The sequence below is a fragment of the Streptantibioticus cattleyicolor NRRL 8057 = DSM 46488 genome, assembly GCF_000240165.1.
GTDB classification, from domain to species: domain Bacteria; phylum Actinomycetota; class Actinomycetes; order Streptomycetales; family Streptomycetaceae; genus Streptantibioticus; species Streptantibioticus cattleyicolor.
Genome location: NC_017585.1, coordinates 992,645 through 1,011,654 on the forward strand (window position 1 = coordinate 992,645; position 19,010 = coordinate 1,011,654).

At 71.7% G+C, this 19,010-nt stretch carries 21 protein-coding genes and 4 pseudogenes; 13 read left to right on the plus strand and 12 right to left on the minus strand.

The window, feature by feature from the left end:
• Nucleotides 1-102 precede the first annotated feature (102 nt).
• The 5 genes and pseudogenes from SCATT_RS32090 to SCATT_RS40005 form a co-directional block, all read left to right on the plus strand.
• Nucleotides 103-690 carry a TetR/AcrR family transcriptional regulator gene (locus SCATT_RS32090; protein WP_014151191.1) on the plus strand — a complete coding sequence of 196 codons (588 nt, stop codon included), beginning with the start codon at nucleotides 103-105 and terminating at the stop codon, nucleotides 688-690.
• An 89-nt stretch (nucleotides 691-779) separates the two neighbouring features.
• Complete coding sequence (locus SCATT_RS32095) at nucleotides 780-1,178, plus strand: cupin domain-containing protein (RefSeq protein ID WP_014151190.1); 399 nt, start codon at nucleotides 780-782, stop codon at nucleotides 1,176-1,178.
• A gap of 129 nt (nucleotides 1,179-1,307) precedes the next feature.
• Nucleotides 1,308-2,006 (plus strand): ABC transporter ATP-binding protein, encoded by a 699-nt coding sequence (locus SCATT_RS32100; protein WP_014151189.1) that lies wholly within the window; start codon nucleotides 1,308-1,310, stop codon nucleotides 2,004-2,006.
• Entirely contained in the window at nucleotides 2,003-3,691 is a 1,689-nt protein-coding gene (locus SCATT_RS32105; RefSeq protein ID WP_014151188.1) for a hypothetical protein, read from the plus strand. Before SCATT_RS32100 ends, SCATT_RS32105 begins: the two co-directional genes overlap by 4 nt.
• Before the next feature lie 34 nt (nucleotides 3,692-3,725).
• Nucleotides 3,726-4,088, plus strand: a pseudogene (locus SCATT_RS40005) (MmcQ/YjbR family DNA-binding protein); the annotation flags it as partial.
• A gap of 151 nt (nucleotides 4,089-4,239) precedes the next feature.
• Here the strand turns inward: SCATT_RS40005 and SCATT_RS32115 are convergent.
• Nucleotides 4,240-4,620, minus strand: coding sequence for a hypothetical protein (locus tag SCATT_RS32115; protein ID WP_014151186.1), 381 nt, complete (start codon nucleotides 4,618-4,620; stop codon nucleotides 4,240-4,242).
• Between the two features lie 418 nt (nucleotides 4,621-5,038).
• Nucleotides 5,039-5,650 (minus strand): hypothetical protein, encoded by a 612-nt coding sequence (locus SCATT_RS32120; protein ID WP_014151184.1) that lies wholly within the window; start codon nucleotides 5,648-5,650, stop codon nucleotides 5,039-5,041.
• 82 nt (nucleotides 5,651-5,732) lie between these two features.
• Here SCATT_RS32120 and SCATT_RS32125 point away from each other — a divergent pair, with 82 nt between their 5' ends.
• Nucleotides 5,733-6,206 carry a hypothetical protein gene (locus SCATT_RS32125; RefSeq protein WP_231904904.1) on the plus strand — a complete coding sequence of 158 codons (474 nt, stop codon included), beginning with the start codon at nucleotides 5,733-5,735 and terminating at the stop codon, nucleotides 6,204-6,206.
• Here SCATT_RS32125 and SCATT_RS40010 read toward each other — a convergent pair.
• The 4 genes from SCATT_RS40010 to SCATT_RS32145 all read right to left on the minus strand — a co-directional run bounded on the left by SCATT_RS40010 (nucleotide 6,203) and on the right by SCATT_RS32145 (nucleotide 8,444).
• Nucleotides 6,203-6,481 carry a hypothetical protein gene (locus SCATT_RS40010; protein ID WP_407696581.1) on the minus strand — a complete coding sequence of 93 codons (279 nt, stop codon included), beginning with the start codon at nucleotides 6,479-6,481 and terminating at the stop codon, nucleotides 6,203-6,205. The genes SCATT_RS32125 and SCATT_RS40010 overlap by 4 nt on opposite strands.
• 412 nt (nucleotides 6,482-6,893) lie before the next feature.
• Entirely contained in the window at nucleotides 6,894-7,160 is a 267-nt protein-coding gene (locus SCATT_RS32135) for a hypothetical protein (protein WP_014151181.1), read from the minus strand.
• Nucleotides 7,157-7,564, minus strand: a complete 408-nt coding sequence (locus SCATT_RS32140) for a recombinase family protein (RefSeq protein WP_014151180.1) — start codon at nucleotides 7,562-7,564, stop codon at nucleotides 7,157-7,159. The genes SCATT_RS32135 and SCATT_RS32140 overlap by 4 nt, the downstream gene beginning before the upstream one ends.
• Before the next feature lie 148 nt (nucleotides 7,565-7,712).
• Nucleotides 7,713-8,444, minus strand: coding sequence for a GntR family transcriptional regulator (locus SCATT_RS32145; protein WP_014151179.1), 732 nt, complete (start codon nucleotides 8,442-8,444; stop codon nucleotides 7,713-7,715).
• A gap of 271 nt (nucleotides 8,445-8,715) precedes the next feature.
• On the opposite strand from SCATT_RS32145, the pseudogene SCATT_RS37290 reads away from it, so the two are divergent.
• A pseudogene (locus tag SCATT_RS37290) lies at nucleotides 8,716-8,909 on the plus strand (MmcQ/YjbR family DNA-binding protein); the annotation flags it as partial.
• A 40-nt stretch (nucleotides 8,910-8,949) separates the two neighbouring features.
• On the opposite strand, the gene SCATT_RS32150 reads toward SCATT_RS37290, so the two are convergent.
• Together SCATT_RS32150 and SCATT_RS32155 are read right to left on the minus strand one after the other, a co-directional pair.
• The gene (locus SCATT_RS32150) at nucleotides 8,950-9,486 is read right to left on the minus strand and encodes an NUDIX hydrolase (RefSeq protein ID WP_014151177.1); all 537 of its coding nucleotides are present in this window, start codon (nucleotides 9,484-9,486) and stop codon (nucleotides 8,950-8,952) included.
• Nucleotides 9,487-9,657: 171 nt separating this feature from the next.
• On the minus strand, nucleotides 9,658-10,089 hold the full coding sequence (locus tag SCATT_RS32155; RefSeq protein WP_014151176.1) for a winged helix-turn-helix transcriptional regulator: 432 nt from the start codon (nucleotides 10,087-10,089) through the stop codon (nucleotides 9,658-9,660).
• Between the two features lie 130 nt (nucleotides 10,090-10,219).
• Between SCATT_RS32155 and SCATT_RS32160 the strand changes: the two genes are divergently transcribed.
• A complete protein-coding gene (locus SCATT_RS32160; protein WP_014151175.1) occupies nucleotides 10,220-11,098 on the plus strand; it encodes an aldo/keto reductase family oxidoreductase in 879 nt (292 codons plus the stop codon).
• A 79-nt stretch (nucleotides 11,099-11,177) separates the two neighbouring features.
• Nucleotides 11,178-11,336, plus strand: a complete 159-nt coding sequence (locus tag SCATT_RS38750; protein WP_014626956.1) for a hypothetical protein — start codon at nucleotides 11,178-11,180, stop codon at nucleotides 11,334-11,336.
• A gap of 44 nt (nucleotides 11,337-11,380) precedes the next feature.
• Here SCATT_RS38750 and SCATT_RS37295 read toward each other — a convergent pair.
• Nucleotides 11,381-11,993: pseudogene (locus SCATT_RS37295) on the minus strand (isochorismatase family protein).
• 123 nt (nucleotides 11,994-12,116) lie between these two features.
• On the opposite strand from SCATT_RS37295, the pseudogene SCATT_RS37305 reads away from it, so the two are divergent.
• Nucleotides 12,117-13,085, plus strand: a pseudogene (locus tag SCATT_RS37305) (GlxA family transcriptional regulator); the annotation flags it as partial.
• On the opposite strand, the gene SCATT_RS32170 reads toward SCATT_RS37305, so the two are convergent.
• Entirely contained in the window at nucleotides 13,073-14,206 is a 1,134-nt protein-coding gene (locus SCATT_RS32170) for an IS30 family transposase (RefSeq protein WP_407696580.1), read from the minus strand. The pseudogene SCATT_RS37305 and the gene SCATT_RS32170 sit on opposite strands and share 13 nt — an antisense overlap.
• Nucleotides 14,207-14,431: 225 nt before the next feature.
• A complete protein-coding gene (locus SCATT_RS32175; protein ID WP_014151172.1) occupies nucleotides 14,432-14,893 on the minus strand; it encodes a MarR family winged helix-turn-helix transcriptional regulator in 462 nt (153 codons plus the stop codon).
• 79 nt (nucleotides 14,894-14,972) lie between these two features.
• On the opposite strand from SCATT_RS32175, the gene SCATT_RS32180 reads away from it, so the two are divergent.
• The 3 genes from SCATT_RS32180 (at nucleotide 14,973) to SCATT_RS32190 (ending at nucleotide 18,156) form a co-directional block, all read left to right on the plus strand.
• Nucleotides 14,973-15,344: a VOC family protein gene (locus SCATT_RS32180; RefSeq protein ID WP_014151171.1), complete on the plus strand. Its 372-nt coding sequence runs from the start codon at nucleotides 14,973-14,975 to the stop codon at nucleotides 15,342-15,344.
• 222 nt (nucleotides 15,345-15,566) lie between these two features.
• Complete coding sequence (gene abc-f / locus SCATT_RS32185; RefSeq protein ID WP_014151170.1) at nucleotides 15,567-17,189, plus strand: ribosomal protection-like ABC-F family protein; 1,623 nt, start codon at nucleotides 15,567-15,569, stop codon at nucleotides 17,187-17,189.
• 61 nt (nucleotides 17,190-17,250) lie between these two features.
• Nucleotides 17,251-18,156 (plus strand): Vgb family protein, encoded by a 906-nt coding sequence (locus tag SCATT_RS32190; protein WP_014151169.1) that lies wholly within the window; start codon nucleotides 17,251-17,253, stop codon nucleotides 18,154-18,156.
• Here the strand turns inward: SCATT_RS32190 and SCATT_RS32195 are convergent.
• Complete coding sequence (locus SCATT_RS32195) at nucleotides 18,149-18,973, minus strand: aldo/keto reductase (RefSeq protein WP_014151168.1); 825 nt, start codon at nucleotides 18,971-18,973, stop codon at nucleotides 18,149-18,151. The two genes, SCATT_RS32190 and SCATT_RS32195, sit on opposite strands and share 8 nt — an antisense overlap.
• Nucleotides 18,974-19,010: the final 37 nt, after the last annotated feature.

Genomic DNA, 19,010 nt, shown 5'->3' on the forward strand with positions numbered 1-19,010 from the left:
GGCGCCCGCACGCCGGCGGGCCTCGGAAACCATCGGAGAACGATCGTTCTCACGGTGCTTGCTAGAGTAGAGAACGTCCGTTCTCCGCGCAAGGGGGCATAGATGCTGGACCACGAAACGGCACGGACGCGCGTGCTGGAGGCGGCCGAGGAGCTGTTCTACGGCCGGGGCGTCCAGGCCGTCGGGATGGACGCGGTACGCCACGCCTCCGGGGTGTCGCTCAAACGCCTCTACCAGCTGTTCCCCTCCAAGGAAGAACTGGTGCTGGAATTCCTCCGGCAGCGGGACGCGCGGTGGCAGCGGGCCCTCGCCGACCACGTCGACGCGCGGCCGACGCCCGAGGAGCGGATCACCGCGGTCTTCGACTGGCTGCACACGTGGTTCTCCGACCCCGGCTACCGCGGATGCGCCTTCATCAACTCCTTCGGCGAGCTGGGCGCGGTCTCACCCGAGGTCGCCGAAGAAGCCCGGCACCACAAGAAGACCTTCCACGACTACCTCGCCGGCCTCGTCGCGGCGGCCGGACGCCCCGCCGGACTCGCCGGCCAGCTCGCGCTCCTCGCCGAAGGAGCGATCACCACCGCGGCGATCTTCGGCACACCCGAACCCGCGCACCAGGCACGGGACGCCGCGCTCCTCCTGCTGCGCACGCCCGCCTCCACACGCAACGCAACCCCGTCGAGCGCCTGACCAACCGGCCGGGGGACCGCTCCGAGCCCCGGAGGTCTTTCACAGGCGGCCGTTTGATCGCGACATCCCGCAGGACCTAGCGTCGCGGTATGAACGACAACGTGTACGTGGGCAACGCGGGCGTGGACGCGCCACTGGACCGGGGCTGGCTGCTGGGTCACTTCAAGGAGGGCGGCGACCCCCGGCACAGCGACGCCGTGGAGATCAAATGGGGCGTCCACCCGCGCGGCGACGAGCGCGCCCAGTGGGTACGCGGTGAGGAACGCACCGCCCTGCTCGTCCTCATCAGCGGTCGCTTCCGCGTCGAACTCCCCGGCCGCAGCGTCCTGTTGAGCGAGCAGGGCGACTACGTCGTGTGGGGCAAGGGCGTGGACCACTCCTGGGTCGCCGAGGAGGAATCCGTCGTGCTCACCGTGCGCTGGCCCTCGGTCCCCGGCTACGCGGTGCCCCGTTCCCCCGCCGAGGAGACCGCCACCACCTCCGGCTGACACCCCCGGCCACCCCCGCGCCCGGCACCACCACCGGCTGCGGGGACAATGGCCGCGGTCCCCCCGGAACGACACCGCGCCGGGGCGGAACGGACGTACACAGGCGCGGTGACCTCAACAGGGGGGCCGATGGGCACGCCACTACTGCGACTGAGGCACGTCAGCCGCAGCTACCACCAGCGCCGGGTGCTGCACCCGATCGATCTCACCCTCGACGCCGGCGAATGCGTCGCCGTGCTCGGACACAACGGCTCGGGCAAGTCGACCCTGCTGCGCATCGCGGCCGGCCGGGACACCCCGACCACGGGGCAGGTCGAATTCGACGGCGCGCCGATGGACGAGAACGACCCCCGGGTACGCGCCCGGGTGGCCGTGGTCGGCGACACCGCCGCCTGCTACCCGGACCTGACCGTGCGCGAACACCTGCGCCTGGTGGCCACCGCGCACGGGGTGGCCGACGCCGGCGAGTGGATCGACCACGTCCTGGCCGACCGGCGCCTCGACGGCCACGCCGACGCCGTACCCTCCGCCCTCTCCTCCGGCCAGCTGCAGTCACTGCTGCTGGCCTGCGCCCTGGTCAGGCCGCGCGACCTGCTCCTGCTCGACGAGCCGGAACAGCGCCTCGACCCGGACGCGCGCCGCCGCCTCGCCGACCTCATCGCCGCCGAGACCGCCGACGGCGTCGGCGTCCTGCTCGTCACCCACCACGCCGAACTGGCCCGCCGCGCCGCCGGCCGGGCGCTGGTGCTGCGGGACGGCCAGGTCGTCGCCGACGGCGCGCCGGACGACGTCCTGACCGCCGACGGACCGCTGGGAGGCGAGGCGTGAAGACCACCACCGGATCCGCCGACCATCCGCCGGCCGACGAGGAGCACGCCGCAGCCTGGTCCGAGGAGGACGACTGGACCGAGGAGACACTGCGGCTGCTGCGTTCGCTGCGCGCCCCGCACCGCCGCAAGCGGGCCGGTGAGATCGGCTACGTCCTCTACTGCGTGGTGCTCGTCCTGGTGGCCTGGGGCGCGCTGCCGAGTCTGGGGCTCTTCCTCCAGACCTCGCTGGGCGCCGACTACACGGGCTTGCGCCAACCGGTGCTGCGGGCGCTGCCCGCCGGGAGCTGCGCGCTGGCCCTGGCGGTACTGGTGCTCGCCGCGCGGGACGCGTTGTGGCGCGGCCCGGTGGTGCCGCCCCGGGAGAGCGTGGACTGGCTGCTGACCCAGCCGGTACGCGTCGGCCGGCTGCTGCGGCCGTGGCTGTGGGTCTCGGGGGGCGCCTCGCTGGCCGTCGGCGTGGTCGCGGCCGGGGTCGGGATGGTGGCGCTCGGGCTCACCGTGGGTGTCGGGCTGCCGGCCGCCTTCGGCTGGTGTCTGGCCGGCACGGCGACGGTGCCGGTGCTCGGCACCGTGATCGGGGTCGCCGTCGAACGCCACGGCCGCGCCGCCCGGTGGGCCCGGCGCGCGGCGCCCTGGGCCTCCCTCGCCGTGCTGGCGCTGGTGGCGCAGTGCGTGCTGGCGGTGCTGGGGCACCCGGTGCGATGGCTGGAGCGCGTCGAGTTGTGGTCCGGCCCGTGGGGCTGGGCGGGGCTGGCGGCGCTGTCGCCCACCCCGGCCGCGGTGCCCGGCGGCGCGGTGGCCGCGGCGGCGCTGCTGGTGCTGGGCGCCGCCGCGTCGTGGTGGGCGGTACGGGCGGCCGGCGCGATCCCGCTGGCGGAGGTACGGCGCCGTTCGCGCACCGCCTCCGGCGTGAAGACCGCGTTGCTGACCGTGGAGTTGCGTACCGCGCGGCAGGTGGCCTCCGGCGCCTCCGGTGGTGCCCGGGTGGGCCGGATACGGCTGCCCGCTCCGCGCCGGGCGGCGTTGGCGGTGCCGTGGCGGGACGCGGTGGCGTTGCTGCGGGCGCCCGGACGCGCGATGCGTACGGTACCGGCCACCGTGCTCGCGGTGCTGAGCGGTGTGGTCGCCGCGGGCGCGCACCGCGGCACCGCGCTCGTCGCCGTGCTGGCCGCCCTCACCTTCGGCTACTGGGCCATCACCCAACTGCTGGAACCCGCCCGGCTGGAGACCGACGACACCCGGCGGGCCTCCTGGGCACCGTACCGTTTCCCGAATCTGATGATGCGTCACCTCGTGGTGCCGGCCGTGCTGGGACTGCTGCTGTCGGTGCCGGTGGTGGTCGCGGTGGTGCTGTGCGGTGGCGGCTGGCGCGCGACGCTGGCACCGGCCGCGGTACCGGCGCTGATCGCCGCCGCCCTGGTCAACGCCTGCCGCGGCGCCGGACGCCAGCACCTGCTGCTCTCCCCGGCGCAGACCCCCACCGGCAGCGCCGGCCCCCTGTTGTATCTGCTGTGGTACTGCTCCGGCCCGCTGGCCACACTCGCCGTACTGTGCGTCCCCTACACGCTGGCGCTCCACCGCCCCGACGGCCCCGCCGTCCCGGCCGCCTGCGCCGTCAGCCTCGCGGCCACCGCGGGCCTGCTGCGCTGGGCGTGGGCGCGGGCCCGCAAATTCACACGATGATCACCGACGACGGCGCATCCGCCACACTGACGTCATGACTCCCGACCACCTCAAGGCCGCCTGCCTCGCCCTCACCGGCGCGTACGAGGACTTCCCGTTCCCCAGCAGCCCCTCCCTGTCCGTCTTCAAGGTGGGCGGCAAGATGTTCGCCCTCACCGCCCTGGACAACCAACCCCTGACCGTCAGCCTCAAATGCGACCCCGAACTCGCCCTCCGCCTCCGCGCCACCCACCCCGCCATCGCCCCCGGTTACCACCTCAACAAACGCCATTGGAACACCCTCACCCTGGACGGCTCCCTCCCCGACCCCCTGATCGAGGAACTCATCGAGGACTCCTACGACCTCGTGGTAGCCGGACTCCCCAGGGTGGAACGCCTGAAGCTGGACTGGCCGGGGGGGGGGGGCGGAACCCGACCTCCGGCCCCCTCGCCCGGGGTCGGACCGGCGACCTCCCGGCCCCCGGACGCCGGATGCTCCGCCTCGCTGAGCCACGAGGAGTTAGTGCCCCGCCCGGTGCCTCGGAGACGGACGCACGGGCATGGCGTGATCAGGGACGGCGCCCGATCTGCAAGGACCAGTACAGGTCTTCGCGCTCGGCCTCGGTGTACGACGGGTCCGGGTACTCCACCGTCTCCACCCGCACGCCGGCGCTGCGGCAGGCTGCGGTGAAACCCCCGACGTCGGCGACCGCCAGGTCCAGCAACCGCGGGCTCGCGGCGACCACCACGTCAACCTGCCCGATCCGCTCGACCGCCTTGTCCGTGGGCTGGTTGGAACAGATCACCCACTCGGCGACCTGGTAACCGCGCTCCGCGGCCCATCCGGTGCACACGTCGTGCTGGGCCTTGGCATCGACCGCGAAGGGGTCCTGCCAGACCTCCGCCGAACCGACGAGCGTCGTCAGCACCATCACTCGGGTACCGCCCACGGCTCACCTCCTACGAGACGGTGGAAGCGACCGTACCGCGCGCGACCGGTGCCGGGGCAACGCTCGGGGAGGAGTACCCGCAGGCGTGACAGATCTTCCAGCCATCCTGGTTCACGGCGAGCGGACCTCCGCAGTTCGGGCAGTTCTCGGCGCGGACTTCGCGCGACTCGCCGACCTGTGCGGTGATGAACGTTGACGACATGCTCATCCCTTTCTCGTGCTGATCATGCGGAGTGCGTCTCCGCGTCCGTCGTGCATGTACCGTGCGCGTCCGGTCCGGGCGTGCCGGTCGGTCCGGTTCGGCCGTTCGGCCTGCGCAGGGCTCTCCGGCCGGACCGGGTGCTCAAGTGGGGCTGTCAGGCCCGGGACCGTCGTCGCCCGACCGCCTTCCCAGGTACGCCGGGCGGCGACGGAGTCATCAGGCGGACGCCGCGAGATCCCGCAACTCGTCCGGTGAGACTGGGGTGACGCCGTGGAATGAGATGATCTTGTGGTAGGCCAACATCCATGCGATCCCAGGGGATTCGTAGGCGACCTTCGCAGGAGTGGAGGAATGGGCGGGGTCCCCCAAGTCGTGCAGGGTCCCGGCGACCCCCCACGGCAGTGAGGCCCGCACCCAGGCGGCGACGTAGCCGCCGGCCCGCAGCGCCGGACACGCCTTGATCGCCTCAACCGCGCAGGCCGGATGTACCGGGGGCGATGACGTACGCTCCCCGTCCTCGATCTGTCGGCCGCCGGCCGCGTGCATGAGGTACAACTGCTGCTCGTTGACGCCGTCGAGGGTGGATTCGCCGCACACCTGGCAGAGCAGACCGTAGATGGCACGCCGCTGCCGCAGAGAGTGCACGGCAGCCCACTCCGGAGTCCCCTTGCCACGGGCGATGCCCTGCCGTACCCACAACACGCCTAGCGGGTCCCGGTCGTAGGGGGTCTCGTCCTCGTATCCCAGGAACAGACCGTCTCGACCGCGCCGGGCAACGAGGGCCCTGGCGGGATGCAACTCGTTCGACCAGGTGGTGATGTAGGGCACCGTGCGCCCCTGATATGTGTACCTGCTCGGGGTGGATCGGGGTGTGGCCACGGGTGGCCTTCTCCGTTCTGTACTCGTTCGGTTGCTGCGCCGCCCGGCCGCCGGATCGGCTACCGTGCTGCCGACCGGGGAGGCGATGGGGATGCAGGAAGGCGGCAAGCCGTTCACGATGGACGGCGGCGGGCGGCTGGTGTGCGGGGTGTGTCCGTCGCTGCGGTATCCCGGCGGTCAGTTCGACGTCGTGTCCAAGCCGAGCCGGGACTGTCCGTTCGACCCGGCCACCGGGTACCGCTTCACCGCGCTCGGGGTGCCGGTGTGCGTGCACCCCGAGCGCGTCGGCCTGCCCCCCGCGCCGTACGCCAGCGGCGGGGTGCCGCTGCCGTGGCAGACCCCGCCGCCGGCGTCGGCCGCCGACGTCCCGGCGTGGGTACGGACCGCGGTGGCCGCAGCACCACCGGAAGCGTGCACCGAGGTGATCGAGCAGGCCACGAAGCTGCTGCTCGCCGCCGACCCCGGTACGGACGTGGTGGCGGTGCTGCGGGCCGCCCTCGGCTAGGCCGCGGCGAAGGTGATGCTGTGCTCCCGGCCGGAGCGGTCCATGCCGATGGAGGCGTACAGTGCGGCCAGGTGCTCGCGGCGCCGGGTGACCTCGTCGTGGTCGAGCCAGTAGCGGGCCGGGGGCTCGCCCCACGCGTCGCGGTAGCACTGGTGGGTGTACCCGCCGGTGCGGTAGTCGGTGTGTTCCTGGTCGGTCTGGTGGATGACCGTGAAGTCCGCGTTCTGGGCGATGCGGCTGAGGAGTTGGGCCTGCGCGAGCATGGCGTGCGTCATCTCGTCCACAGGGACCGCAATGGCGATCTCGGCGGCCACCTCGTCGCCGGGTCAGCTCGTAGACCGCCGCTTTGAGGGCGAGGGCCCGCAGCCCTTCCTCGAACAGCGGCGCGGCGTCGGTCTCCAGGCGCCACTGGTCGAGGACCGGGAAGCCGGTGAAGCACTGCCAGTCGCTGGAGTATTCCAGGGTGGCGTCGCGGAGCGCGGCGAAGCCGGGAGCCGCCTTCCAGTCGATGAGGATCTGGTGGGCGCCCTGGGCGACGTCCGGCACGCTGGGCAGCATGCGTACAGGCATGGTTCGTCCTCCTGCTGGTCGAGCGGATTGGGTGGGGGTGGTGCTGGTGGCCGGCACCCCGCGCGGGACGGTGCTCTCCGCCCGGGGCGCCGGCGGCTCACGGGGTGCGCGAGCAGGTCAGTCCCACCGGACGATCCGGTGCCGTGGCGCCGGTGGGCAGGCGTACATGCAGTCCGGTTTCGATCCCGGGAGCACGTCGGTGTACCAGGCTGGTGGGAGTCCGTCGGTGAACGGGCTTTCCGCGAGCGGGATCAGCCGGTGGTCGAACCGGCAGTTGCGGCAGGCGTAGTAGGCGGGGCCGACGATGGTGGCGCCGTCCTCGAATCCGATCAGGACGATGTCTGCGTCGGGGTCGTTCGTGTGGCACCAGGAGCATCCGTTCACCGCAGCAGCGGCACGCCCGACAGCAACCCGGCCGGCTCGGTCCGGCCATCGGGCAGGATCCGTTCGCCGAAGCACGTCTCGACCCGGGCGCCGAGCCCGAGGAGGCGGCGTACGAGGATGCCGCGCTTGGCCCGGTCGTTGCTGATCCGGTCCCAGTCGAGCACGAGGCATACCCGCGGCCGGCCCCGGTCGGCCGCCGCGATGGCGCGCATCAGCCGCTCGAAGTTCGGCCGCTGGTTGAGCAGCAACGCGGCGTCGCCGGTGTCCACGAACCAGCCGCCTATCTCCCACCCCTGCTTGTCGGCGTAGGCCGCGCAGGTCTGTGCCCGCTGCCGCAGGATGTCCCGGGGGCCGGTGAAGTATCGGTCGTAGACGAACGCCACCGTGCAAAGATCAGTGGTCATGTGGACTCCAGTACGCTAAGGGTGTGATTGGCCACACACCCTCCGTACTGGAATAGTCCACCGGTGGAGCAGTCAGGTCAAGCCTGCGGACGCAAAGAAGCCCCCTCGAGCTGAGGGGGCCCCTACGCAAGTTGACGCCAGATCAGCGTCACGGCTGCATGCTGTACTCCTCCGTGCGCGACCAGCGGCCCGCCGGGGTGATGCCCACTTCGTACGTCAGCGGTCGGCCGTCCTGGCAGAACGCGACGTGCCTCACCTCCGAGACCGCGGCCGGCCCGTCCAGGCGCAGCAGCTCCAACTCCGCGTCGGTGGCCAGCCGTGCCGTCCACCAGTCGCGGCCCGTGTGCGGGCGCCGTCCGGTCTGCATCTCCACGTAACGGGTCGTGCCCTCGCGGATGCGCTCCCGCTGGAGCAGGCGCGGCGCGGCTTCGGCCACCTCGGCGCTGAACCACGACACCGACGTGGCGGTCGGGGTTTCGCCCTCGAAGGTGACGCGCTGGCGCCGCACCACCTCGGCGCCCGCCTCCACGTCGAGGGCTGCTGCCACGTCCTCCGGGGCAGGAACCCGCTCGGCGCTCACGATGTCCGCGTGCTCGCCGGCCGTGTAGATGTAGCCGGTGGTCACCGAGGTCTTGTACCGCTCACCGGCGGTACGGGCCAGGGCCATGCGGTCCCGCACGGTCGAACCGGTGCCCTGCCGGGTCTCGATGAGCCCTTCCTGGCGCAGGATCTCCAGCGCCTTGACGATGGTGGCGCGAGCGACGGACCAGCGTTCCGTCAACTCCCGCTCGCTCGGGATGGCGTCGCCGGGGCGCAGCTCGCCACGGACGATCCGGCCGCGCAGGTCTGCGGCGATCTGCTCGTACTTCGGGAGTGCCATGTCGTCCCTCTGATGACTAGTGGACTGGTCCAGTCGTCATAGTCGCGGAGAGACGGCGGGCGGGTCAAGCGGCAGTAGCTCCGAGTGAGGGCCCGGCCAATGGCACAAGCAGCGCTGCGGTAGCGGTAGTTCCGCGGACGCTTCTGAGGCGGCCTCACGGCTGGTGCCCACACGGCAGCCCTGCGCGAGGGTTTGGCCAAGGATTTGAAATGCCGTTCAGTAGCGGTAGCTTGACGGAAGCTTGGGGAATACGGCCGAGAAGGCATGCTAAATGCCCGGGCAACACCGCAGGTCCGAGCCGAACCTCAACAAGCGTTACTGGAACACCCTCACCCTGGACGGCTCCCTCCCCGACCCCTGATCGAGGAACTCATCGAGGACTCCTACGACCTCGTGGTAGCCGGCCTCCCCAGGGCGGAACGCCTGAAGCTGGACTGGCCGGGGGAGCGGGGGAGGGAGGGGTGAGCTTCGTGCGGGGTGCCGGTTCACCACCGGGTCTTCCGGGTCACAGGAGCTCCAGCCGTTCCAGCGCGAGGTACGCCGCGGCGGCGTCGGTCAGCTCGCCCTTGCGGAGCACGCCGGTGCGGAACTCCTCAAGGGTGAGCGTGACGACATCGATGAACTCGGTGCGTTCCGGGGTCGGTGCGCCGACCCTGACGCAGTCGGTGGCGACGAAGGCGTACTTCTGGACGTCGGAGTAGGCATCGTGCCAGTACGCCCCCGCCGGCCGCACTTCGCCGGAGTAGCCGGTCTCCTCCAGCAACTCCCGCGTGACGGCCTCCACCGCCCGCTCCCCGGGTTCCACGTAGCCGCCCGGGAGTTCGTACAGCACCCGGGCGGGGCCGGGCCGGTACTGGCGGGCGAGTACGACGCGCCGGTCGGGGGTGAGGGCGAGCACCGCACCGGCCGGGCGCTCGCGCTTGAGGTAGAACTCCTCCTTCCTGCCGTCGGGCAGTTCGAAGCGGACCCTGTCCACGGCCCGTCCGAACTTGCTGAAGATCACGTGGCGTTGGGTCTCGCGCCACGGCGTGGGGTGGGTCATGGGGGGACTGTACGGTGTCGGGCGCGGGCGGTGTGGCCGCCGCACGGCCTGGCGGTCGGAGCCGACTGAGCCGGAAAGCGGTGTCGGCGTACCAGGTGCAGAGGCTCATCGGGTCTCACCCGTACGGTCATCCCCTGTCGTGCTGGGCGATTGCCCGTTACCGACCCACGTCTAGGAAGCTCCTGCGTCGTGTTGCTCGCGGTTGGTGAGGACCTGGTCCATGTGAGTCTGCGCCCATTGCCTGAGCCCGCGTGTCAAGTGGTGGAGTGAGAGGCCGAGGTCGGTCAGCTCGTAGGTGACGGTAACGGGGACGGTGGGTGTCACGGTGCGGGTGAGCAAGCCGTCGCGTTCGAGGGCTCGTAGGGTCTGGGTCAGCATCTTCTGGCTGACGCCGGCCAGCAGCCGGGCGAGTTCGGAGTAGCGCATCGGTCTGGGGCCGTGCGAGGCGCCGGGTTGTCCGGACGCGTCATCACCCAGTGCGCACAGGATCAGGACGACCCACTTGTCCGAGATCCGGTCGAGGAGCTGACGGCTGGGGCACACCGCCAGGAACGCGTTGTATTCCGCCTTGGCCTGCGTCTTCTTGTCGGCCTTCGTCGTCACTGATGCCACCGCCAACGTCTGAGGTAGTTACGCACTTCCAGGTGCCTACTTCCCGTCGGGAAGCGCATCTCCCATGCTGGTGCAAGGGCGAGGGAGACACCACCCCTGGCAAGAAGCGAAAGGCACTGCGATGGCGACCACCACCTTCACACCTCATCTTCCCGGCGGGACCTGGACGCTGGGAGATTCGACCGTCACCCGGTTCGGGTACGGCGCGATGCAACTGGCCGGCCCGTGGGTCATGGGGCCGCCCGCCGACCACGACAACGCCCTGGCTGTCCTGCGCGAGGTGGTCGGCCTCGGGATCACCCACATCGACACCAGCGACGCCTACGGGCCGCGCATCACGAATGAGCTGATCCGCGAAGCGCTGCACCCCTACCCGGAGTCGCTGTTCATCGCCACCAAGGTGGGCGCGACCCGCGACGCGCAGGGTGGCTGGCCCACGGCCCGGCGCCCCGAAGACCTGCGCGAGCAGGTCCACGAGAACCTCGACTCCCTCGGTGTCGGGACCCTCGACCTGGTCAACATGCGCATGGGCGACGCCCAGGGCCCTCAACCCGGCTCGATCGCCGAAGCCTTCGAAACGCTCGCCGACCTCCAACGGGACGGCTTGATCCGTCACCTCGGTGTCAGCAATGTCACCGCGGAGCAGGTCGCCGAGGCGCGCGGCATCGCCCCGGTCGTGTGTGTGCAGAACATGTACAACCTCGCCCACCGCCACGACGACGCCCTCGTCGATCACCTGGCCACCGAGGGCATCGCCTACGTGCCGTTCTTCCCGCTGGGCGGCTTCACACCGCTCCAGTCCGACGCCCTCTCCCGGGTCGCGAGCCGGCTGAAGGCGACACCGATGTCGGTCGCGCTCGCCTGGCTGATGCAACGCTCACCGAACATCCTCCTCATCCCCGGCACCTCGTCCACCGCCCACCTGCGCGAGAACATCGCAGGCGCCGGACTCTCCCTCTCCGACCAGGACGTGGCCGAACTGGACGGCATCGGGCACTGAACCCGCGCCGCATGTACACCTCACGGTCGAAGGCCGACGGCCCGTGCTGGGGTCTCGCGGGCCCGCAGAGCCACGAGCGATGTCACCCACCCATGCGTCACGGGAGACGGACGCACGGGCGTGGCGTGATCAGGGGCGGCGCCCGACCCGCAAGGACCAGTACGAGGCGGTGGAAGCGACCGTACCGCGCGCGGCCGGTGCCGGGGCGACGCTCGGGGAGGAGTACCCGCAGGCGTGACGGATCTTCCCGCAGTCCGCCCCCCGCGGCACGCCGTCGACCCCTCATCCGACGTCCTCCGGCGACGGCACCACCACCCCGTACAGGTCGCCGATGGTGGCGAGGGCGGCGAGGTGGAGCTGGCGGGCGGTGAGTTGGGTGCCGGTGACGGACAGGGGGCGGGTGGTGCCGGCGTCGGCCACGACCGTGGGGCGGTTGCCGCGGAGGAAGGCGCCCTGGGCGGTGGAGGCGACGCACATGTGGGTCATGAATCCGGCGATGACGAGGTCGTTGTGGCCGGCCTCGTCGACGAGGCGGCCGAGGTCGGTGGCGTGGAAGGCGTCGGGGGCCTGTTTGACGACGACGGGTTCGCCGGTGGCCGGGGCCACGCGGGGGTGGATGCGGCCGATGTCGGCCCGGATGTCGTACGGCGTGCCTTCGCCGCCGTCGTTGACGACGTGGAAGACGGTGGCGCCTTCCCGGCGGGCCCGGGCCAGCAGCCGGGCGGGCCCGGGCCAGCAGCCGGGCGGCGGCGTCGAGGGCGGCCTGCCAGCCGTCGAGTTCCAGCACGCCGGTGGTGTAGGTGTTCTGGTAGTCGATCAGCACCAGGGTGGAGTCGGCGAGCTTCGCGGGGGTGTCGTCGAAGCCGTTGAGCCGGCGCAGCGTCGTTCCGGGCATGGGATACCGCCTTGAGGACGTAGGAGTGGGGAGACACCGACGCTATGGCCCGGCACAGGGCGTCGGCAATGACGTCTACCATGCAGAAACCGACATCGTGGTTGCACGGCCGTTGGGGGGCGCGTGAACACCGTGGAACGACTGATCGTCATCGTTCTCTTCGAAGGCGTCGACCTGCTCGACGTCACGGGGCCGCCGGAGGTGTTCCATCTCGCGCGCCGTGAGACGGAGGAGGCGGCGGGGTACGGTGTGGTGCTCGCCGCCGAGACCATGGACCCTGTCGTCACCGCGGCCGGGGTCCGGGTGCTGCCCGACGTGACCTTCGAGGCGTTGTCGGCCAGGAGCGTCGACACGCTGATCGTGCCGGGCTCGGTCGAGGCGGACGGTGACCACCGGGTGCGCCCGCTGGTCGATCCGGCCGTGGTGAAGCGGGTGGCACAACTCGCGCCCCGCGCCCGGAGGGTCACCTCCGTCTGCGTCGGGGCGCACGTCCTCGCCGCCGCCGGGCTCCTGGACGGCAAACGGGCCACCACGCACTGGTCCACCGCGCGGCAACTCGAAGCCGACCACCCGGCGGTCGAGGTGGACGCCGACCCGATCTTCATCCGCGACGGGAACGTGTGGACCGGCGCGGGGATCAGCGCCTGTCTCGACCTGTCACTCGCCCTCATCGCCGACGACCTCGGCGAAGCGGTCGCACTCCGCGTCGCCCGGCAACTGGTGATGTACCTCAAACGGCCAAGCGGCCAGAGCCAGTTCAGCGTCCCGTTGGAACAGGTCGCCACGACCCGGCGCGTCGAGGAACTGCGCCACTACATCCTGCGCAACCTCGCCGCCCCGCTCACCGTCGCCCACCTCGCCGAACACGCCCACGTCAGCGACCGGCACCTCACCCGGATCTTCAAGACCGAGCTGGGCACGACACCACACGCCTACATCGAGTCCGTCCGCGTCGAGCAGGCACGCAACCAGCTGGAAACCACCGACGCCACCGTCGAGCGCGTCGCCACGGCGAACGGATTCGGCACCACCGACACCCGGCGGTTTCTAGGGGTCGTCGCAACACGTGGTCGTGTTGATCAGGCCGCGAGCAGTTTATGCAGGCGCTCGGCTGGGGTTTCCCAGCCGAGCGTTTTGCGTGGGCGGCCGTTGAGTTCGGCAGCGACGGCGTGCAGGTGCTCGCGGGTGTGGACGGACAGGTCGGTGCCCTTGGGGAAGTACTGCCGCAGCAGGCCGTTGGTGTTCGCGTTGGAGCCGCGCTGCCAGGGGCTGGCCGGATCGCAGAAGTAGACCGGGATGTCGGTGGCGATGGTGAACGCGCCGTGCGCGGCCATCTCCGCGTCTTGGTCCCAGGTCAGCGAGCGCACCAGGTGGGCGGGCAGCGTCTGGACGGTGTCAGTCAGGGCGTCACGGACGTGCTCGGCGCTGCGGCCGTCGGGCAGGTGCAGGAGCATGACGTAGCGGGTGGCTCGTTCGACCAGGGTGCCGATGGCGGAGGCTCCGTCCTTGCCGATGATGAGGTCGCCCTCCCAGTGGCCGGGCACGGCCCGGTCTTCCGCCTCGGCGGGCCGTTCGCTGATCATCACCATGGGAGTGGAGAACCGCGGTTGGCGCTGCTGGGCCTGGCGGCGAGGCTTGCGCCGGGCGCGGCCGGTCCGCAGGGCGCGGGCCAGCTCGCGGCGCAGCTCTCCCCGGCCCTGGACATAGAGGGCCTGGTAGACCGTCTCGTGGACCACGTGCATCTCCGGCCGCTGGGGGAACTGTGCCCGCAGAGCCTGGCAGATCTGCTCGGGGCTCCACCGTAGATGCAGGCGATCCTGGATGAAGCGCCGCAGTTCGGGGTTCTGGCTGATCTTCCCCGGCTTGGGGCGGGGCCGGCGGGCATCGGCACGGGCCTGGGCTGCGTGTGGTCGGTACTGGCCGTTGCCCGGATGCCGGTTGCGGCGGATCTCGCGGCTGACGGTCGACGGGCTGCGGCCCAGCTCGGCCGCGATCGCCCGAACCGTGGCCTTCTCCCGCAGCCGGTCGGCGATGTAGATCCGGTCGTCCTCGCGCAGGTACCGGGACGGACCAGAAGGCGGCACCACCGCGTGGATCGGTGGCGCCGCCTTCTGCCGGCGGTCCGCGCTGCGGCCGTTCCGCCATCGCCGGCCGGTCTTCTCGTTGATACCGACGATCCGGCACGCCTCTTTGTTGCTCAGGCCCTGCTGCATGAGTTGGGAGTATGCCTCCCGCTCACGCAGCAGCTTCTTGGGCCCCTGAGCCACCGTCCGGATCTCCCGGATCTTGAAGTCCATCGCAGCATCCCCTGAACTGGGGTGTTGCGACGACCACTAGAACGGAAGCCCTCGTCCGGGCCTTCCGCCGTCGGCTCGGCACGACACCGACCGAATACCGCCGCCGATTCCGTACCAGCCCCGTGGAGTGAGCGCCGCCGGTCACTCCACCAAAGCCGTGGCGATGCGGTCGAGGTCGGCGAGGAGCGCGGTCATGCGATGTGAGGGGATGGCCTCGGTCATGCGTTGTTCGACGGCGTAGACCGCGGTCTGGACGGCGGCGAGGCGGGCGCGGCCCTCTTCGGTGAGGTGGGCGGGGCGGGCGCGGCCGTGGTCGGGGGCGGTGGGGCGGGTGATGAGGCCGGCGTCCTGGAGGCCGCGCAGGACGACGTTGCCGGACTGCCGGGTGACGAAGGTGGCGCGGGCGAGGTCGGCGTTGGACATGCCGGGGTGCAGGGCCAGCAGCTCCAGGGTGGCGTATTGCGGCACGGTCAGCCCGTGCTCGCGCAGCACCTTGTCCATGGCGCCGCGCAGCGCGGCCTGGGCGCGTTTGAGCAGGTAGCCCACGTGATTGGTGACCTCGTCCGCGGAGTGGCGCGGTTGCGTCGGGGTGGTCTTCTTCATGTCAGCATTTTGACATAGCGGCCGGAGGATCCTAGCCTCGGGTATGTCAAAGTTCTGACATGTGAATCGAGGAAGACCCATGTCTGTCACCATCGACGGCCCCGACTTCGTCGCCCTGCAAGTCCGTGACCTGGAGGCGGCGGCGGCGTTCTGCGAGCGCCACCTTGGCCTGCGCCGGGCCCAGGTCTCGCCGCCGCACGCGGTCGTGTTCGACACCGAGCCGACGCCGTTCGCCCTGCGGGAGCCGCTCCCCGGCGTGGACCTCGACGCCGTCGCCCGGCCCGGCCTCGGCGTGGTGATGTGGTTCCGCACGCAGGACGCCCACAAGCTCCACGACCAGCTGGTCGCCGCCGGGGTCACGATCCTCACCCCGATCACCCAGAGCCCGTTCGGGCCGATGTTCTCCTTCGAGGGCCCGGAGGGCTACACGCTCACGGCGCACGGAGGCTGACCCCCGTCCGCCGTCCCGGCGCCGTCGACGAACGCCGGGACGGCGGGAGGAGCCCCGGAGCACCGGGCCGGAAAAACCGGTTGCCCGGGGCCGAGAGGGCGCGAGATCATCATCGGGTCGTTGCTGTCGCCCCCAGGAGTTAGCCGATGCTCATTCGGAGCGTTCATCCGTCCACGCGGCCGTGCCCGGTCGCATCGACCACGAATGCTTCGGAGTATCCGCATGCCTACGCAGATCACCGCCCTCGCCGTCACCAAGGCATACCAGGGCCAGGTCGTGCTCGACTCGGTCACCTGCTCGCTCACCGAGGGTGAGCGCACCGGGATCATCGGGGAGAACGGTTCCGGCAAGACCACGCTGCTGCGCCTGCTCGCCGGACCGGAGCAGCCCGACAGCGGCGAGATCGTCCTCCACGCCACCGGCGGCGTGGGCTACTTCGCCCAGGACGGCGAACTGCCGCCGCACGTCACCGTCGCGCAGGTCGTCGACCACGCCCTCGGCGAACTGCGCGCCGTCGAAGCCCGTCTGCGCGATCTCGAAGCGCGGATGGCCGACGGTGACACCTCGTCCCTGGCCGAGTACGGCGACCTGCTCACCGTCTTCGAGCTGCGTGGCGGCTACGAGGCCGACGCCCGCCTGGAGCGCGCCCTGCACGGGCTCGGCCTCGGCCACCTGCCCCGGGACCGTGTGGTCGGCGGGCTGTCCGGCGGCGAACAGGCACGGCTGCGGCTCGCCTGCGTCCTCGCGTCCGGCCCCGAGGTGCTGCTGCTGGACGAACCCACCAACCACCTCGACGCCTCCGCGCTCACCTGGCTGGAGACGTATCTGAGCACCCGGCGCGGCACCACGGTGGCGGTCTCCCACGACCGGGCCTTCCTGGAACACGTCACCACCACCTTGCTGGAGGTGGACGCCGACCGCCGCCAGGTCTTCCGCTACGGCAACGGCTACGCCGGCTACCTCGCCGAGAAGGCGGCGGCCCGGCAGCGCTGGGCGCAGGCGTACGACGAGTGGCGGGCCGAGACCGACCGGCTGCGGGAGACGGCGGCCACCACCGCCCGCCGGGTCGCCCCCGGCCGGGCGATGACCGACCGCAACAAGATGGCGTACGGGCGGGCCGCCGGGCGCGTCCAGCAGTCCGTGGCGAGCCGGGTGCGCAACGCGGAGGAACGGCTGCGCCGGCTCCTCGCCGACCCGGTGCCGGCCCCGCCCGAACCGTTGCGGTTCACCGCGGCACCACGGCCGGCCGGAGACCCGCAAGGCGCCGTGCTCGACGCCGCCGCCATCACCGTCACCGGCCGCCTCGCCGCCACCGACCTCACCGTCACGGCGGGGGAACGGGTGCTGATCACCGGGGCCAACGGCGCGGGCAAGACCACGTTGCTGCGGGTGCTCGCCGGTGAACTGGCCCCCGACGGCGGACGCGTGTCCCGGCGCGGCCGGATCGGCTACCTGTCCCAGGAGCCGCCCCCCGGCCGCCCCGGCGAGACGCTGCTCGCGGCGTTCGCCCGCGGCCGGGCCGGTACCGCCGAGGAACACGCCGAACGGCTGCTCGCCCTCGGCCTGTTCACCGCCGACCGGTTCGACACCCCGGTCACCCGGCTCTCCACCGGTCAGCGGCAGCGCCTCGCCCTGGCCCGGCTGGTCACCGCGCCCGCCGACGTCCTGCTGCTGGACGAGCCGACCAACCACCTCTCCCCGGCCCTGGTCGAGGAGTTGGAGGAGGCCCTGGCCGGGTTCCCGGGCGCGCTGGTGGTGGTCAGCCACGACCGCAGGCTGCGGGAACGCTGGCGCGGCAGCCGGGTGGAGCTGGCGGACAGCGGTACCGCCGCACTGCGGATGTGACACCACCGTCCCCACCGAAGCTGACGTTGTGTCAGCGTGCTCGGAACACACAGCAAGGAGCATGGAATTGCGGCCAGTTGTCCCCGCCATCACGCGTTTCCCGGTCGCCGACGCGGCGGCCGGTCCGTACGCGATCGCCGCGGGTCCGGACGGCGCGTTGTGGTTCACCCTGGTGCACGCGGGGGCGATCGGCCGCCTGACCACCGACGGCCGGGTCGACCGGTTCCCGCTGGACTCCGCGTCCTGCGGGCCCTCGGTCATCACGTCGGGGCCGGACGGGGCGCTGTGGTTCACCCGTTCCCGGGACCACCGCGTGGGGCGGATCACGGTCACCGGTGACGTCACCTCGTTCGCCGTGCCCAGCGCCGACTGCGGTCCGTTCGGGATCGCCGCGGGCGCTGACGGGGCGCTGTGGTTCACGCAGATGCACACCGACCGGATCGGCCGCGTCACCACCGACGGCCGGGTGACGGAGTTCCCGCTGCCGGTCCGCGGGGCGTTCCCGTCGGCGATCACGGCCGGTCCGGACGGCGCGTTGTGGTTCACCCTCAACCAGGCCGGAGCCGTCGGTCGGATCGCGCTCGACGGCACCGCCACCGTCCACCCGCTCCCCACCCCGGGCGCCGGACCGGTCGGCATCACGTGCGGTGCGGACGGCGCCCTGTGGTTCGTCGAGATCGGCGCCGGCCAGGTGGGGCGGATCACCACGGACGGCGAGGTCACCGAGTTCCCGCTGCCCGACCGCGCCGCCCGGCCGCACGCCATCACCGCCGCCCCCGACGGCACCTGCTGGCTCACCGAGTGGGGCGCCAACCGCGTCGCCGCCGTCTCCCCGGACGGCGGCGTGCGCGAGTACGATCTGCCCGCCCCCGGCTCCGAACCCCACGGCCTGGCCATCGGGCAGGACGGCGCGCTCTACGTGGCGCTGGAGACCGGGGAGATCGTCCGCCTCACGGGGCTCAGTTGAACGTGTCCGGATCCGGGCCGGTGCGCAAGGCCCGGTCGAGGCCGGCGACGGCGTCGAGGTCGGCGGGGGAGAGGTCGAAGCCGAACACGTCGAGGTTCTGCCGGATCCGCGCCGGGGTGACCGACTTGGGGATGACCACGTTGCCCGACTGGAGGTGCCAGCGCAGGACGACCTGGGCGGGGGTGCGGCCGAGGCGGGCGGCGATGTCGGTGATCGCCGGGTCGTCGAGCACGGCGCCCTGGGCGAGCGGGCTCCACGCCTCGGTGACGATGCCGTGCGCGGCGTGGAAGGCACGCAGTTCCCGCTGCTGGAGGCCGGGGTGGAGCTCGACCTGGTTGACGGCGGGGACGATGCCGGAGGTGTCCAACAGCCGCTCCAGATGGGCGGGTTGGAAGTTGGAGACGCCGATCGCCCGGGTGCGCCCGTCGGCCAGCAGCCTCTCCAGCGCCCGCCAGGTGTCGGGGTAGCTGTCCCGGGCCGGGGTGGGCCAGTGGATCAGGTACAGGTCGAGGTGGTCCAGGCCCAGCTTGGCCAGCGAGGCGTCGAACGCCCGCAGCGTGGCGTCGTAGCCGTGGTCCGCGTTCCACACCTTGGTGGTGACGAACAGCTCCTCGCGCGGCACCCCGGAGGCGGCCAGGGCGCGGCCCACGCCGGCCTCGTTGCCGTAGACGGCGGCGGTGTCGACGCTGCGGTAACCGGCCTGGAGGGCGGCGGTGACCGCGGCGGTGGTCTCCTCGTCGGGGACCTGGAAGACACCGAAGCCGAGCTGCGGCATGGTGACGCCGTTGTTGAGGGTGACGTGGGGGACGGGGGACATTCCGGTTCTCCTTCGGTGGTGCCGACTCCGGGGTGCG